Origin of the sequence: Streptomyces sp. NPDC047453, from assembly GCF_040643155.1 — a bacterium.
In the GTDB taxonomy this organism is placed as follows: Bacteria; Actinomycetota; Actinomycetes; order Streptomycetales; family Streptomycetaceae; genus Streptomyces.
The window spans coordinates 297658-312277 of record NZ_JBEYTS010000001.1 but is presented as its reverse complement, the minus strand read 5'-3'; the positions used below and the strand labels follow the sequence as shown (position 1 = coordinate 312277).

Annotated in this window: 13 protein-coding genes and 1 tRNA gene; 7 read left to right on the top strand and 7 right to left on the bottom strand. The window is 71.7% G+C overall.

Annotated elements, in window-relative coordinates; translation table 11 throughout:
- Positions 1-331: 331 nt before the first annotated feature.
- Both ABZ818_RS01355 and ABZ818_RS01350 read left to right on the top strand, forming a co-directional pair.
- Entirely contained in the window at positions 332-985 is a 654-nt protein-coding gene (locus ABZ818_RS01355; protein WP_361408944.1) for an HNH endonuclease family protein, read from the top strand.
- A gap of 231 nt (positions 986-1216) precedes the next feature.
- The gene (locus ABZ818_RS01350; RefSeq protein WP_361408941.1) at positions 1217-1855 is read left to right on the top strand and encodes a VTT domain-containing protein; all 639 of its coding nucleotides are present in this window, start codon (positions 1217-1219) and stop codon (positions 1853-1855) included.
- Between the two features lie 69 nt (positions 1856-1924).
- On the opposite strand, the gene ABZ818_RS01345 is transcribed toward ABZ818_RS01350, so the two are convergent.
- Both ABZ818_RS01345 and ABZ818_RS01340 read right to left on the bottom strand, forming a co-directional pair.
- Complete coding sequence (locus ABZ818_RS01345) at positions 1925-2155, bottom strand: DUF2277 domain-containing protein (protein ID WP_361408938.1); 231 nt, start codon at positions 2153-2155, stop codon at positions 1925-1927.
- A 56-nt stretch (positions 2156-2211) separates the two neighbouring features.
- Positions 2212-2409, bottom strand: coding sequence for a hypothetical protein (locus ABZ818_RS01340; RefSeq protein WP_361408935.1), 198 nt, complete (start codon positions 2407-2409; stop codon positions 2212-2214).
- A gap of 158 nt (positions 2410-2567) precedes the next feature.
- Between ABZ818_RS01340 and ABZ818_RS01335 the strand changes: the two genes are divergently transcribed.
- The 4 genes from ABZ818_RS01335 to ABZ818_RS01320 all read left to right on the top strand — a co-directional run bounded on the left by ABZ818_RS01335 (position 2568) and on the right by ABZ818_RS01320 (position 5562).
- Positions 2568-2930, top strand: a complete 363-nt coding sequence (locus tag ABZ818_RS01335) for a hypothetical protein (protein ID WP_361408932.1) — start codon at positions 2568-2570, stop codon at positions 2928-2930.
- A 96-nt stretch (positions 2931-3026) separates the two neighbouring features.
- Positions 3027-3098: transfer RNA gene (locus tag ABZ818_RS01330), tRNA-Val, on the top strand.
- Positions 3099-3303: 205 nt separating this feature from the next.
- On the top strand, positions 3304-4074 hold the full coding sequence (locus ABZ818_RS01325) for a DUF4097 family beta strand repeat-containing protein (protein WP_361408929.1): 771 nt from the start codon (positions 3304-3306) through the stop codon (positions 4072-4074).
- A gap of 69 nt (positions 4075-4143) precedes the next feature.
- A complete protein-coding gene (locus ABZ818_RS01320; protein WP_361408926.1) occupies positions 4144-5562 on the top strand; it encodes a hypothetical protein in 1419 nt (472 codons plus the stop codon).
- Between the two features lie 31 nt (positions 5563-5593).
- Here ABZ818_RS01320 and ABZ818_RS01315 read toward each other — a convergent pair whose 3' ends face one another.
- From ABZ818_RS01315 to ABZ818_RS01305, 3 genes are all read right to left on the bottom strand, one after another.
- On the bottom strand, positions 5594-6865 hold the full coding sequence (locus ABZ818_RS01315; RefSeq protein ID WP_361408923.1) for an amidase domain-containing protein: 1272 nt from the start codon (positions 6863-6865) through the stop codon (positions 5594-5596).
- Positions 6866-7051: 186 nt separating this feature from the next.
- On the bottom strand, positions 7052-8368 hold the full coding sequence (locus ABZ818_RS01310; protein ID WP_361408921.1) for a hypothetical protein: 1317 nt from the start codon (positions 8366-8368) through the stop codon (positions 7052-7054).
- Between the two features lie 57 nt (positions 8369-8425).
- Positions 8426-10531, bottom strand: coding sequence for a transglycosylase domain-containing protein (locus tag ABZ818_RS01305; protein WP_361409590.1), 2106 nt, complete (start codon positions 10529-10531; stop codon positions 8426-8428).
- A gap of 445 nt (positions 10532-10976) precedes the next feature.
- On the opposite strand from ABZ818_RS01305, the gene ABZ818_RS01300 reads away from it, so the two are divergent.
- Positions 10977-11198 carry a zinc ribbon domain-containing protein gene (locus ABZ818_RS01300; RefSeq protein WP_361408918.1) on the top strand — a complete coding sequence of 74 codons (222 nt, stop codon included), beginning with the start codon at positions 10977-10979 and terminating at the stop codon, positions 11196-11198.
- Between the two features lie 30 nt (positions 11199-11228).
- Here the strand turns inward: ABZ818_RS01300 and ABZ818_RS01295 are convergent, their stop codons facing one another.
- Together ABZ818_RS01295 and ABZ818_RS01290 are read right to left on the bottom strand one after the other, a co-directional pair.
- Positions 11229-12041, bottom strand: a complete 813-nt coding sequence (locus ABZ818_RS01295) for an HAD family hydrolase (protein WP_361408915.1) — start codon at positions 12039-12041, stop codon at positions 11229-11231.
- Positions 12041-14602, bottom strand: a complete 2562-nt coding sequence (locus ABZ818_RS01290; RefSeq protein ID WP_361408912.1) for a phosphoribosyltransferase — start codon at positions 14600-14602, stop codon at positions 12041-12043. The genes ABZ818_RS01295 and ABZ818_RS01290 overlap by 1 nt, the downstream gene beginning before the upstream one ends.
- Positions 14603-14620 lie beyond the last annotated feature (18 nt).

The window sequence follows — 14620 nt, the reverse complement described above, 5'->3', positions numbered from 1 at the left end:
GGGCGTGCACTGCTTACCGAAGGTCTCGCTGGCCGACCTCGCTCACGAGGTCCGCCTCCGGGCGCCGGCTCAGCCGAGCTGAGCAGTATGTCGACGGTCCGGCGAAGAGCTACTCCCCTTCCGCGCCCCCATCGTACGCGACCGCCCGCGCGACCCGTCCGGCACCGAGATCCACATCACAGCGAACAGCAAGTCCAGCCGCACCCCTTGCTGTGTCATGCACACGTCATTAACTTCTCACCGCACACTCACCCGCCCGCAACACTGCGCGGCGAGCATTCCCTCGCCCCCCTGCTCGCACCCAACGACCCTCACGCCCAAGGGAGTTCGCATGTCCCGCAGGTTCAAGCTCTACGCGCGTCAACGCCTCAGCATAGTCGCGGCGATCACCGGACTCATAGCCTCCATAGGCCTGTTGAACGGCCCGACCGCCTCCGCGGCCCTCCCCACCCCCGTCAGCGCGGCCACCGCCCGCACCTACCTCGCCTCGCTCACCGTCGCGACGCCGAACCACACCGGCTACGACCGCGCCCTCTTCCCGCACTGGATCACCATCAGCGGCAAGTGCGACACCCGCGAGACGGTCCTCCAGCGGGACGGCTCCAACGTCGTCACCGACGCCAACTGCGCGGCCACCAGCGGCAGCTGGAAGTCGGCGTACGACGGCGTCACCTTCACCGTCTCCTCCAGCCTCGACATCGATCACGTCGTTCCGCTCTCCGAGGCCTGGGACTCCGGCGCGAGCAAGTGGACCACCGCCCAGCGCCAGGCGTTCGCCAACGACCTGACCCGCCCCCAGCTGATCGCCGTGTCGGCCAGCTCCAACCGCTCGAAGGGCGACAAGGACCCGGCGCAGTGGATGCCGACCCAGACGTCGTACCACTGCACCTACGTCCGCGCCTGGGTGCAGGTGAAGTACTACTACAACCTCTCCGTCGACTCGGCCGAGAAGAGCGCGCTCCAGAACTACCTCGCCGCCTGCTGATCCCCCGGCTCTCCCCACCCGCCTCCGTCGCCCCGTACCGCCGCCGTACCGTACGGGGCGACGGAGGCCGGCCGGACAGACGCCGAGGCCTCGGTAATCACATCAACCCCCAATGAAACTTCTGTCACACTTCCGGCGTACGCTGTATGGCTGTTCAAGGCCGCTCCTGCCGCTCCCGCGCGACACCGCGGCACGGCCCGCGGTTCACGGGGGTGACGGGGGGAGTTCTCGGTGCTGGAGAGTATGGCGAGGGTGGGGTCACTCACCGGCACTCCATGGATCTACGTCGTGGTGGCCGCGTCCGTACTACTGGATGTGTTCCTGCCGGTCCTGCCCAGCGGCGTGCTGATAGTGACGGCCGCCACGGCGGCGGCCGCGGGCACCGGCGCGGCGACCGGGCACGTCCCGCAGAACGTGCCCGACATCCTGGCCCTGACCCTGTGCGCGGCGACGGCGTCCGTACTGGGTGACCTCGTCGCCTACCGTCTGGCCCGGCACGGCGGCGAGCGCCTGGACCGCGCGATCTCCCGCTCCCGGCGGCTGAGCAGGGCGCAGGAACGGCTCGGCGCGGCCTTGTCCCGGGGCGGCGGCGGTGCGCTGGTGATCCTCGCCCGCTTCGCCCCGGCCGGCCGCTCGGTGGTCTCCTTCAGCGCCGGCGCGGCACACCGCCGGATCCGGGAGTTCCTGCCCTGGTCCGCGCTGGCGGGCCTGTCCTGGGCCACCTACAGCGTGGCCCTCGGCTACTTCGGCACCCGCTGGCTGGGCGCCGCCTGGCTGGCGACCTGCGTGTCGGTGGCGGCGCTCTTCGCGGCGGGCGCGGGAGCGGCGTACCTGATGCGGCGCCCGTTGAAGCCGGCGGAGGCGTCGTAGGAGAAGGCCGGCGACGGGCGCCGCACCCGGCGTTCACCGTCACCCGTCACCCGGCCGCCGTCCCGGCCGTCACCCGGCCCTGGACGCCGCCTGCCCCCGCACTTCCAGCCCCGCCAGCAGTTCCTGCGTGGCCTGGGCGATCACGTCGACCGCCCGGTCGAAGACCTCCTGGTTGTGCGCGGCGGGTGCCCGGAACCCCGAGACCTTCCGCACGTACTGCAACGCGGCCGCCCGGATCTCCTCCTCGGTCGCCTCCTCGGGCAACGCGGGTGGACGCAGGGTCTTGATGCTCCGGCACATGCCCCCAGTGTCAGCACGCCCCGCGCCCACCGCGCAAGCGCCCTGCCGCACCATCCTCAGGCGGCGACCTGGCCGAGGGCCGGCATGACGCAGAGCAGCACACCCAGCAGCGCCGGCCCGATCGCGGCGACCCGCGCGCCTCCGCGCGGGTGCAGCATCCCGCCGACGGTCCCCAGAGCCACCACGGGCACGACGCCCTGCGCCACCACCTGCACGTCCCCGTACCGGAGCGGCCCGACCGCACCGTCCTCCATGGCCGAGACGGTACGGACCGTGCCCCGGCGCCCACATCCGCGTTGCTACTCAAGAGACCCTGATCAAAAGCCGCTCCCGCCACCCGGAGCGAACTCGAACACATGAACCCCCGGCATTGCGGTCGCGCATCAAATTCGAACAGGCGTAGCATTGCAGCGTGGCTACGCGCTATGACTTCCCGAGTGACCTCCTCACCGGTCAGGAGGAGCTGCACCAGGTCCGGGCCGAGCTGTCGGCCCTGCTCAAGCGGCTGCCCTGGTCGGTCGAGCCGCTGGACGGGTTCAGCGACGACGGCGGCTGGCGCAAGGTGGAGCGGCCGGCCTCACCGGGCTGGACACCCGACGAGCAGGCCGCGGTCGAAAAGCTCCGCCGCCGCGAGCACGAACTGGCGGTGTTCGTCAGCACCCACCGCTACTGGTCGGAACTACCCGGCCCGGACTGCGTCACCGCCCGCAGCCACCTGAAACACACCCACGAGCCCCCGGCCAACGAGGACGAGACCCCGCCCTCGACCGCCTGAACCACGCCACGCTCCTGGAAGTGACATGGGACGCCGAGGGCCGGACAACGGGTTTGCGGGACGGCTCCCCCGGCAAGGTAGGCTGTCCACTCGTCCGGGTGCGTAGCTCAGGGGTAGAGCGCCTGCCTTACAAGCAGGATGTCGGCGGTTCGAAACCGTCCGCGCCCACCGATTGCAGTGCGGTACGACGAAGGCCCAGGTCCACGGGTGACACCCGTGGACCTGGGCCTTCGTCGTGTCAACGGACCCGGTGCTGCGGGGGTTTACCCCACCCCCCGTCCGGTAGCCCGCCGGATTCTCCGTGGCGGGGGTTCTTTCTACGGTCTTCACAGAGCCGTGGGGGCTCGTCGTCCGTCGTCAGGGGGAGATCGTCATGTCCCGTTCCGTGCCCGCTCGTGTCGCCGCCGTCGCCGGTGTCGTCGTGGTCCTGGTCGCCACGGCCACGGCCTGCGGGGGCTCCGCCGAGGACGACACCAGCCCCGACCGGCGCTCCTTCGCCCTGCACGGGAACACCCTGACCGTCGACTCGGACGACTCGGCGCTGGAGATCGTCGCCGCCGGTTCGGCGAAGGCGAGGACCGTGGAGGTCACCCGCTGGTTCCGTGGGTCCGTGCTGGTCGGGGACGATCCGAGGGTCACCTGGTCCATGAAGGACGACCGGCTGGTGCTGCGGATGAAGTGCTCGGGGGTCGTCGCCGACTGCTCGGCCAAGCACCGGATCGAGGTCCCGGGCGGGATCGCCGTGAAGGTCGAGGACCGCGACGGCAGCGTGCGGGCGCGCGGTTTCAAGGACGCGCTGAGCATCCGTACCGGCGACGGATCCGTGCACGTGACCGACTCCACCGGGCCCCTGGAGCTGCGCTCCGGCGACGGGACCGTACGGGCGGAGGTCTCCTCGCGCCGGGTGCGGGCCACCACCGGCGACGGCTCGGTCCGCCTCGAACTGGCCGCCGTGCCGGACCGGGTGGAGACGAGTTCCGGGGACGGCTCCGTCAGCCTGGTGCTGCCGCACGCCGCGTACCGGGTGACGACGAAGACCGGCGACGGCTCGGTGGACGTCTCCGTGCCCCGGAACGACGCCAGCTCTCACGTGGTGTCCGCGACCACCGGCGACGGAAGGATCACAGTTCGCACGGCTGACTGACCGGCCCGTGTGTTCGTCCGCCGCGAATGGGAGAATGACCACACGCATGGCGGACGACAGGAGAGGGATGTGACGGCGACACCGGCGACCCCCGTACAGCCGCACTCGCCGTATGCACGGCCCCGGCCTCGGAGCGCATGTCCGAGCCCGGCGCGCGCCTCTGCCGCCCGTGACGTCCGTGACGTCCTCGTACTGATGGGCCTGCCGGTGCTCGCCCTGCTCGCGCTGCCGGCCGCCTTCGCGGGCGGCGGCACCCGGCGCTGGTTCGGCGGGCGGGCCGAGACCCAGCGGGTCGAGGCGCAGGCCGCCAAGGACGCCGCCGCGGCCGCCTTCTACGAGCTGGACAGCGCCCAGCGCGACCTGCGGATCTCGATCGAGACGATCACGGCCGTCGACGACTCCCCGGACGCCCGCCGCGCGATCGCCGACTTCGAGGCGCTGGGCCGGCGCATCGACGAGGTCAGTCAGCGTTACATCCAGGCCGTCGACGCCCAGGACCTGGACCGTGACGACCTGGAGGCCTCCGTCGCCTCCCGGGCGCGGGTCGACCTGACCGCCGCCAAGGACGAACTGCTGGGCGTCAAAAGGGACCTGGACCGTTTCGGCAACGGCCTCGGGCCGCTGCTCGGCAAGGCGGAGACCCAACTGGCGCGGGTGGCGCCCGCCGTCGAGCGCGCCAGGCAGGCCCTGAGCGCCGCCGCCCGCGCGCTGGACGACGTCCGCGGCTCCGGGCTCGGGGCGGACGACCTGGCCGCCCGGCTCGCCGCGCTCTCCCCCGAGCTGACCAGGCTCAACCAGGGCGCGGGGCAGCACGGTGTGCAGCCGACGCTGGAGCGCGCCGAGCGGGTGGCGCGGGAGGCGGAGGCGATCCGGGCGGACGCGGTGCGGCTGCCGGAGCAGGCCGCCGAGATCGATCACCGACTGGTGTCGCTCCGCACCCGGGCGCAGGCGCTGAGTACGCGCGCCGGGCAGGTGGAGCCGGTGCTCAGCGAGCTGCGGCGGCGGTTCACGGTCGCCTGCTGGCAGGACCTGCAGCAGGTGCCGGAGCAGGCCGCCGGGAGCGTGCGGGAGGCGGAGGCGAAGCTGCGGGAGGCGCAGGCCGCGCGGGACGCCCAGCGCTGGCCTGACGCGACGGCGCTGCTGTCGACGGTGCGGGCGCTGCTGAACACCACCGACGAGGCGGTGTCGGCCGCCGGGGACCGGCTGCGGCGGCTGAATTCGGTGCAGAAGGACCCGCAGGCGGAGGTCGAGCGGACCCGGTTCGCGATCCGGGACGCGCAGCGGCTGGCCATGTCGGGCCGTACGACGCCGGATCCGCGGCACGCCCGCCCGCTGGACGACTCGGTGGGCCGGCTGGAGCGGGCGGTGGCCTCGTTGGAGGGCCGCCATCCCGACTACTGGCACTTCCTGACGGAGACCGAGGCGGTCCGGCAGACGGTGGCCGCGGTGGTGTCCCGGATCCGCGAGGAGCGGGGAGCCGGCCACTGACGGCCCGTTCCCCGCTCCCGGAGGGCATCGCTCAGGTCCGGTAGGCGTAGTAGTACGCGTCCGGGTAGGAGGCGATGATGCTCGCCACCGACCTGTTGTAGGTGTTGGTGGAGTGGTACGACAGGTACGGCACGCCCTGTGCGGTGCGGGACGTGACGATCATGGAGTGGTCCTTGGACCCGTCCCGGTTGAAGTCCACCTGGAGCACGTCGCCGATGTCCATCTGGTAGACGTTGGCGAGGCTGGTGACCCGCTTGGAGGACAGGGCGAACCAGGAGAACTCGTTGACGCCGACGAACGAGTCCGACTGGATCTGGGAGTTCCCGAACCACTTGTGGAAGTCGTACGTGTAGCCGGGTTCGTGCTTCCAGCCACCCGCCTTGAGGGACTGGCTGACGAAGTTGGTGCAGTCGCCGCCGGCTCCCGCCCCGTTGAAGTCGGGGTAGTCGGGGTTGTAGTGGTTCCAGTACTTCGTCGCGTACGCCGCCATGGCCTTGTAGTCGTAGGCGCCGCCGGAGAGTTTCTTCGGCGCGGCGGGCGGGTTCGCGGTGATGGCCGCGCGGGGGGCCGTGGGCGGGTTGCCGTCGTCGGCGACGGTGGCGGCCGTGGTGGAGGCAGCCGGGGCCGCGGTGGTCGGAGCCGCGGTGGTCGGAGCCGGGGTGGTCGGAGCCGCGGTGGTCGGAGCCGGGGTGGTCGGAGCGGCGGTGGGCGCCTTGGTCGAGGCCTTCGCGGTCGGTGCCGTGGTCGACGGCTTCGCGGTGGGCGGCGTGACGACGGGCGGTGCGGCGATCTGGTTGACGGCGACGCCGTCGTCCGTGTCGCGGATGCCGGTCAGCTGCCAGTTGCCCTGCTGGTCGGCCCGGAACGTCAGCTCGTGGTGGGCCTGGAAGCCGGTGGTCTTCGGCTCGTTGCCGCGGATCTTCCGGTACGTCAGGGTCGTGGTCTCGGTGACGGCGACCTTGGCGTCGCGGCCCTGCACCTGGGTGGCGTCCAGCGAGACGCTGGTCTTGGCGGCGCTGTACTTCTCGCCCAGCTTCGCGAGCCGCGCCTTGCGGCCGCGCAGTTGGTCCAGGGCGGAGGTCTCCTCGCGCGACTGCGTGCCGGACAGGCGGACCTTGCCGGAGAAGCCGGACGTCAGCCGGTGGTGACGTCCCTTGCTTCCCGGGGCGTCGTCCACCAGGGCCTGGGTGCGGTCGGTGAAGACCGCGTCGGCCAGCTTCTGGAAGGTGGCCTTGGTGGCCGCGTCCACCGTCGGGTCGTCGGTGACCGCCGCGCCCGCGCTCCAGTTGGGCACCAGCGCCACGCCGGCGACGACCGAGGCGACCGCCGCCGAGACTATGGTGGCGCGACGTCGTTTACGGCTTAATTTTCTTGATTTCAATGGTGTTCCCCTCTACGCCGGTAGACCTACCGGGCGACGGCATCTTCGCATGCGGTGTGGAGCTGCTGTGAAGTGGGGTCCACAAGCGGAACTCCCCACTCTTACACGTCAGTTGACCACCGAAGACCAGTCGGGGGACTGGGCCGGGTCCAGGGCGCGCAGCCGTTGCAGCGTCTCCGGTTTCTGGACGTCCAGCCAGTCGGCGAGCTCCCGGAACGAGACGCACTTGACGTCCTTCTTGGTGCAGATGTTCTTGACGACCTGGTCGATGGCCTTCATGTAGATGCCGCCGTTCCAGTCCTCGAAGTGGTTGCCGACGAACAGGGGCGCCCGGCTGCCGTAGTAGACGCGGTTGAATCCCGCCATGTAGGAGTCGACGGTCTGCTGCTCCCACTGCGGGAAGTTGGCCGCATCGCCCTGGGTCTCGCCGTTGGACTGGTTGTAGAGGAAGTTGAAGTCCATCGACAGGCCCTGGTACTTGCCGTCCTCGTAGGGGAGCATCTGGAGCGGGAAGTCCCAGATGCCCTCCTTCTTCGACGGCCAGATCTGGAAGTCGCCGGGCGAACTGGCGTCGTAGCGCCAGCCGTAGTCCTTGATGGCCTTCAGCAGGTTGGGCTGTCCCTCCAGGCAGGGCGCGCGTCCGCCGGTGATCTCCTTCCTGAAGTCGAAGGGCAGCGGCGGGACGTCGGTGAGGCCGCTGTTGGTCTTCCACTTCTCCGCGAAGGAGTAGAACTGGTCGATCTCGCTCTTCCACTCCTCGACGCTCCAGTCGCCGCCGCCCTTGGCGCCGCAGAAGTGGCCGTTGAAGTGGGTGCCGATCTCGTTGCCGTCCTCGTACGCCTTGCGGAGCTGCTCCAGGGTGGTGCCGATGTGGTCCACGGTGGCGTAGTCGATGGCGGCGGCGCCCGCCGAGTGCTGCGGCGGGTGGTAGAGGTCCTTCTTGGCCTTGGGCAGCAGGTAGATGCCCGTGAGGAAGAAGGTCATGTGGGCGTCGTACTCCTTGGCCAGCTCCCGGTAGTGCGAGAACAGGCGGTCGTCGCCCTCAAGGGCGCCGTCCCAGGAGAAGACCACGAACTGCGTTGGCTTCTCGCCGGGTTTGAGCGGCTTCGGCTTCCACTCGGCCTGCTGCGGGCCGGTGTAGGAGGTGGAGCCGTCGCCGAGCACCCGGACCTTGCCGTCCCACTCGGGCTCCTCGGCCGCACCGGACGGGGAACCGGCGTCCTTGGGGCCGCCCTTGGAGCCGGCTTTGGCGTCCTCTCTCTTGGATCCGGCGGACGCGGTCGGCGCGGTCGAGTCGGCGCGGGTCAGCGTCAGGAACCCCGCCACCACGGAGGCGACGACCAGCAGGGCGGCCAGGGTCAGGAACTCGGGGCGGGTGGCGCGGCGGGGTGCACGGGCCTTGCGCCGACGGCCGGTTGACTTCATGGGGGGCTCAATCTGCGAGGGGGGTGGTGGGGGGTGGGTGCGGCCGGGCCGCCGGGTTCAGCCGAGTGGGTTCATGGCACCGGCCCAGATCCCGTAGGGAACGCTGTCGGCCGGGGTGCCGGCGACTCCTTCCAGCGGCAGCGGTTCGAGACTCTTGGCCAGGTCCATGCGGTAGACGACGACCGCCGTGGACACCGACCCGGCGGTGCCCACGTACCAGGCGGCGGTGTCGTCCTCGGTGGTGCCGGCCTTGCCCGCGACCGGGGCCGTGCCGGAGGCCGCGTCCGGGTGGGCGGTGCGGAAGGAGTCGGCGAGCGCCTCGGTGACCGCCTCGGCCACGTCCTGGCCGACCGCGCGCCGCGTGGCCGGGGTGTCCAGCCGGACGGAGGAGCCGTTGCGGGTGATGCGGCGCACCGAGTACGGCTCGGTGTGCGTGCCCTTGGCGGCGAAGGTGGCGTAGCCGCCGGCCATCCGGATCGCGCTCGGGGTGGCGCTGCCCAGGGACAGCGCGGGCACCTGCGGTCCCATGCTGGAGGGCAGCAGTCCGGCCGCCTGGGCGGTCTGCTTGACCCGGTCGAGGCCGGTGTCCATGCCCAGTTGCATGAACGGCGTATTCACGGAGTTCGCGAGCGCCTGGTGCAGGCTGATCCGCCCCCAGGACTTCCTGTCGTCGTTGTGGGCGGACACCTTCTTTCCGCTGCGGTCCCAGTAGGGGCCCTCGGGGGTGGTGACGGGCACGTCGTCGTCGCCGTCGTAGAGGGTCTGGGGGGTGACCCGCTCCCGGGGTACGTCACGCCGCTTGGTGACGCCGTGCTCGAGTCCGGCCGCGTAGACGAACGGCAGGAAGGCCGAACCGGCCGGGACGGTGGAGGCGTTGGACTCGTTGTAGCCCTGGGTGCGGTGGTCGGGGCCGCCGTGGACGGCGAGGATGCGGCCGTCGGCGGCCACGGAGGCGGCACCGTAGTGCACGGTCCCGGCCGGGCCGGGGGCGGTCTTCCGCGTCTTCTTGCGGGCCTTGGTGACCGCGTCGGTCAGTGCGCTCTCCCGCTTGCGGTCGAAGGTGGTGTAGATCTGGTAGCCGCCCAGGTCGAACTCCTGGTCGGTGATGTGCGCGGTCTTCCTGGCGTACTGCGAGGCCAGTTCGACCAGGTAGTCGCTCTGCTGACCGGTGTCGTAGAGCGGGTTGCGCTTGAGCGGCTCGGGGAACGTGCGGTACTTGGCGCGTTCGGCCTGCGACAGCTTGCCGATCTTGACCATGCGGTCGAGGGTCCAGGTCCAGCGCTCCACGGCACGGCTGTGGTTGGCCGGGCTCAGGGTGGGGTCGTAGAGCCCGGCGCCCTTGAGCAGGGAGGCGAGGAAGGCGGCCTCGCTCGCATCGAGGTCGCCGACGTCCTTGCCGTAGTAGGCCTGGGCGGCGCGCTGGATGCCGTAGGTGCCGCGGCCGAACCAGCTGGTGTTGAGGTAGCCCTCGAGGATCTTGTCCTTGCTCATCCGGTTGTCCAGCTTGAGCGCGATCATCGCCTCGGTGAACTTGCGGCTGACGGACTGGTCCTGGGAGAGGTAGACGTTCTTGACGTACTGCTGGGTGATGGTGGAGCCGCCCTGGGTGTCGCCCTTGCCGACGGTGCGCCACAGGGCCCGGCTGATGCCCGTGAAGGAGATGCCGGGGTCGCTGTAGAAGCTCTCGTTCTCGGCCGCGAGCACCGCCCAGCGGACGTCCTCGGGGATGTCCTTCAGCGGCATCGCCTGCCGCTGCACCCAGCCGGTACGGGCCATGGGGGTGCCGTCGGACCAGAAGTAGACGTTGTCCTGCTGGGTGGCGTAGGTGTTCAGGTTCTGCGGAATGTCGGTCGCGGCGTAGGCGATGGCCAGGAGGAAGGCGCTCAGGCCCAGGGCCGAGAGGGTGGCACCGAGCCACTGCTTCCAGGAGGGGAGCCAGCGCCGCCAGCCGGTGCGACCGGGGCGCGGGTAGACCGGTTTCAGTTTCCGCGCGTACGGCGCGGCCACCGCGACGAGGGGGGCGAGGCGCCGGGTCAGGGCCGGGGGGAGCGTGGGGCCGGTGCGCGGCTTGCGGCGGTCGGCGCGCCACCGGGGCGGACCCTCGGGCGGGTCGGACGGAGCAGAGGGCGGGTCGGGCTGCGTCTGTAAGGCGCGTAACTGCATCGTCTCGTGCGGCTGCGCGCTCGTGTGCCCGCCGCGGAGGGTGTCGACCTTCAGCTGCACGGTCTCGTCCGCTCGGCGCAGTGCGTCGACCTTGAGCTGGATCGTTTCCTCCGTACGCACCGACCGGTCGGTCCGCGACCGGCCCGGTGATCCGGCCTCGGCGCGGCTCCCGCTGGTCCGGCGGTCCTCCTCCGGAAGGCCGTCCCCCCGTCCTGCCTCCGTCACGACTGCGTCCTCCTCCGCACGTTCGTATTGCTCGCGCAGGTCGACACAGTCACCGCAACTGCGGCTGCCCTCCCCCTTGTTCGCAGCCGCCACGCGGCCCTCGCGGCGCTACAAAATTATCAGCCGTCTTTTCAATTCCTCCTCACAAGATCTGGACAGAAACCAAGACATAAGAAACACCAAGGGCTGTGCGTCCGGTCACGCCCGTTAATCTGGGCGCATGCCTCGCTACGAGTACCGCTGCCGGAGCTGCGGCGACACCTTCGAACTGAGTCGTCCCATGGCGGAGTCGTCCGCCCCGGCGAGCTGCCCCGCCGGGCACGACGACACGGTCAAGCTGCTGTCCACGGTCGCGGTGGGCGGCTCGGCGCCCGCCCCGGCACCCGCGCCGCGGTCCGGCTCGGGCGGCGGCGGGTGCTGCGGCGGAGGCTGCTGCGGCTGACGCTCCTGCCGGCTGCTGCGGCCTGCGCTCCTACCGGGGCGCCCGGGCCGCCCTGAGGAACTCCCGCACGATCCGCTCCCCGGCGAGCACTCCGCGCTCGGGCAGGGCGGCGATGCCGGGTGCCGTCCAGCCGGTGTCGGCCAGCTCGCCGTGTCCGGGCCGCCAGCCGCGGTCCACGGCCTGCAGCAGGTCGGCGTCCAGCAGCGAGTCGCCGGCACCGAGGACGAGGTCGGCGCCGGTGCGTCGGGCCACCTCGCGGACGGCGGCGCTCTTGGTCAGCGGCTTGGGGACGGCGTAGAGCTTGCGGCCCTGCAAGGAGACCGTCCAGCCGCAACCGGCCGCCCACGCGGCCAGCTCCTTCACCCACTCCTCGGGCAGCAGCTCGCGCTCCACCACGAGGTAGGCGAACAGGTCCTCGGCGACGCGGTGCTTGCGCACCCAGGCCGGGTCGGCGGTGCGCAGCAGGTGCTCCTGGACCTCCACGAGCGACGCGCACTCGTCGGCCAGCCGCGCGAGCACCCGCCGGTGCCAGTCGCCGTCCGACACGCCGTCCACCAGCAGATGGCCGCCGTTGGCGCAGACGGCGTACGTCGGGGCCGGGCCCGGCAGGTTGATGCGCAGGTACTGCTTGCGGGTGCGGGTCGTGGCGGGCACGAACACCGCCGTGTCGGCGAGATCGGTGAGCAGCTGGGCGGCCGTCTCGGTCAGGTACGACAGCGGCCTGCTCTCGTGCACCTCCACGCACAGCAGCCTCGGCGCCCGCGCGTCCGGCATGGTCAGCGCCAGGGCGGCGGCGGAGTAGATGAGCGTACGGTCGAGATCGCTCGCCACCAGGACCGGCATCAGCGGGTCACCGTCCTGCCGTCGGCGCCGGTCGCCCCGCGCGTGTACCGGGGGTGGATCAACCCCACGCAGCTGTACGGCAGTTCGCCCACCTCCTCGACCGGGACCCCGCGCTGCCCGGCCAGCAGCCGTACGTGGTCCAGGTCGGCGCCGGCGCCGGCCCGCGCCAGGATCTTCCACGGCACCCGGCGCAGCAGCACGCGGGTGGTCTCGCCGACGCCGGGCTTGACCAGGTTCACGTCGTCGATGCCGTACTCCTCGCTGATGCGCTCGACCGCCGCCCAGCCCTCCCAGGTGGGGGTGCGGTCGGTGGACAGCAGTTCCTTGGCGGCGGTGTCCACGCTGTCGGCGACCTCGGGGAAGCACTGGGAGACGGCGTCGAGGAAGACGTTCGACACGTCGGCGCCGGCCAGTTCGCGGTAGAACTTCGCGCCGTGGAAGTCGTGCGGGCCGACCAGGTCCGCGCGCAGCACGGTCCGCGAGATCAGGCCGGACACGGTGGAGTTGAGGCAGGCGGAGGGTATGAGGAAGTCCTCCCGGGTGCCGTACGTCCGCACGCACGAACCAGGGTCGGCCAGCACCGCGATCTCCGGGTCGAACCCGGTGATCCCTTCGCGCTCCTCGAACTCCCTGATCGCCTGCGCCAGTTCGCGGGTGATGGCGCCCTTGCCGGTCCAGCCGTCGACGAAGACGACGTCGCGCGGGTCGTGGTGGGCGGCCAGCCAGCGCAGCGCGTTGGTGTCGATACCGCGGCCGCGCACGATCGACACGGCGTAGTGCGGCAGGTCCCGGCCGTGCCGGAACCGGGCCCAGCGCCGCATCAGTACGCCGACGGGTGTGCCGGCGCGGGCCAGCGAGACGAGCACGGGGCCGGGGCCCGAGGTCTCCTCCGTCCCGGCCGGGCTTCTTCGGCGCAGGGGGAGTTCGGCGAGGATCGTCTCGGTGACCACGCCCACGGCCTGGGCGATCCGCGCGGCGGACGCCGTCAGGGCCGTGTGGAACAGCTCCTGGTACTGCTCGCTGGGCTGGTACTCCACCGGCAGCGACTCGGCGTAGTGGGCGCCGCCGCTCTGGATCGCCTCCTCGCGCTCCTCCGTCGGCGCCTCCAGCGTCACGTCCGAGAGGTCCTGGAGCAGCCAGCCGACCTCGTCGGGCGCGTTCGAGGAGAAGGCGGGGCCGCGGAGGGGCTCGGGCAGCATCGGGGACCTTTCGGGGGCGTGCGGGGGCACGGGGAGGTACGCGGGCACGACCGCGAGCAGGACGTGCGGGGTGTGGGCGGCGAGCCGGGCCAGCAGGCCGGCGGGCGCGTGCAGTTCAGGGGTGTCGGCGGTGGAGTCGACGACGGCGACCACGGCGTCGAAGCCGCCGCCGGCGACGTTGTAGGCGTAGCGCTCGCCGGGGCCGTCGGCCGGGTCGTCGTGCGCCGGGAAGACCAGCCGGGTGCGGATCGCGTAACCGGGGTCGTCCACGGCCAGTACGGGCGAGCGGGTGGTGGTGGAGTACCGCACCTCGGCCTCCACGACCTGCTCCACCTCCCGCGCCAGCCGCAGCGGCGCGTACATCAGCTCCTCGCAGCCGAGCACCAGCACCTGTCGCGCGCCCCGCGGCAACGCCTCGGCGATCCGGGCGGCCATGGCGGGCAGCGCCCGCTCCAGCCGGCCCCGGTGCACCGGCGTGAACCCGTGCCGCCCCCCGTCCGGCACCCCCCGAGGCCACCGCAACTCGACCCGCCGAACCCGCCCGGTCCCCCGCTGCCCCGGAACGACGGACGCCCCACACTCGCCAGTACCCTCCACCGCTGAAGCACCGGCTCGGGGCGGCTCCGCCCGGGTCTGTTGGGCTGCTTCGTGGTGTGCGACGAGTTCCTGGCCCCTCTCCAGGACGTCGGCGGGGAGGCGGACCGTGCCGGAGGCGGTGGTCACCAGGGACACCTGGGCGTCGATCTGCTCGGCGAACTGCCGCAGGCGGTCCGCGTCGGACGGGGCCCGCATGTCGACCAGCGCGACCACGACGTACCACTTGCGCGGATAGCGGGCGTGCAGGTCTCGGATGGTGTTCAGGACCGTGTTGCCGGTGGAGAACTCGTCGTCCACCAGGACCAGCGGGCCGTCGGAGGCCAGCAGGGCGGGGTTCTCCGGCAGCAGGAGGTGGGAGGTGGCGTGCGAGTGGGACTCCTCGAAGCCGCCGGCCGGGGCGACGCCGGGGACCGGGCGGCGCGTGGAGTGGAGGTACGGCGCGGTGCCGAGGCCGTCCGCGACCGCGTGGCCGAGGCCCGTCGCGGTCTCCGCATAGCCCAGGACGACCGCCCGGCCGCAGTGGTCGGCGCCCAGCAGGTCCCGGACCCGGCGGCCCAGGGCGAACCCGTGGCCGTACACGACCGAGGGCGACTGCGGCACGTGCTTGCCGAGCACGTTGGACACGAGCAGGTGCGCCCGCTTGGGGTTGCGGCGCAGCGCGAGCCCCAGCAGGCCCGTCAGGCGGTCGTCGCCCACGAGTTCGACCCCGAGTCGCTCGGCGACCCAGGTGCCGGACCAGAGCCCGTCGTTCACTGGCTTGTTCATGCCTTCCTTGTGTGCCCT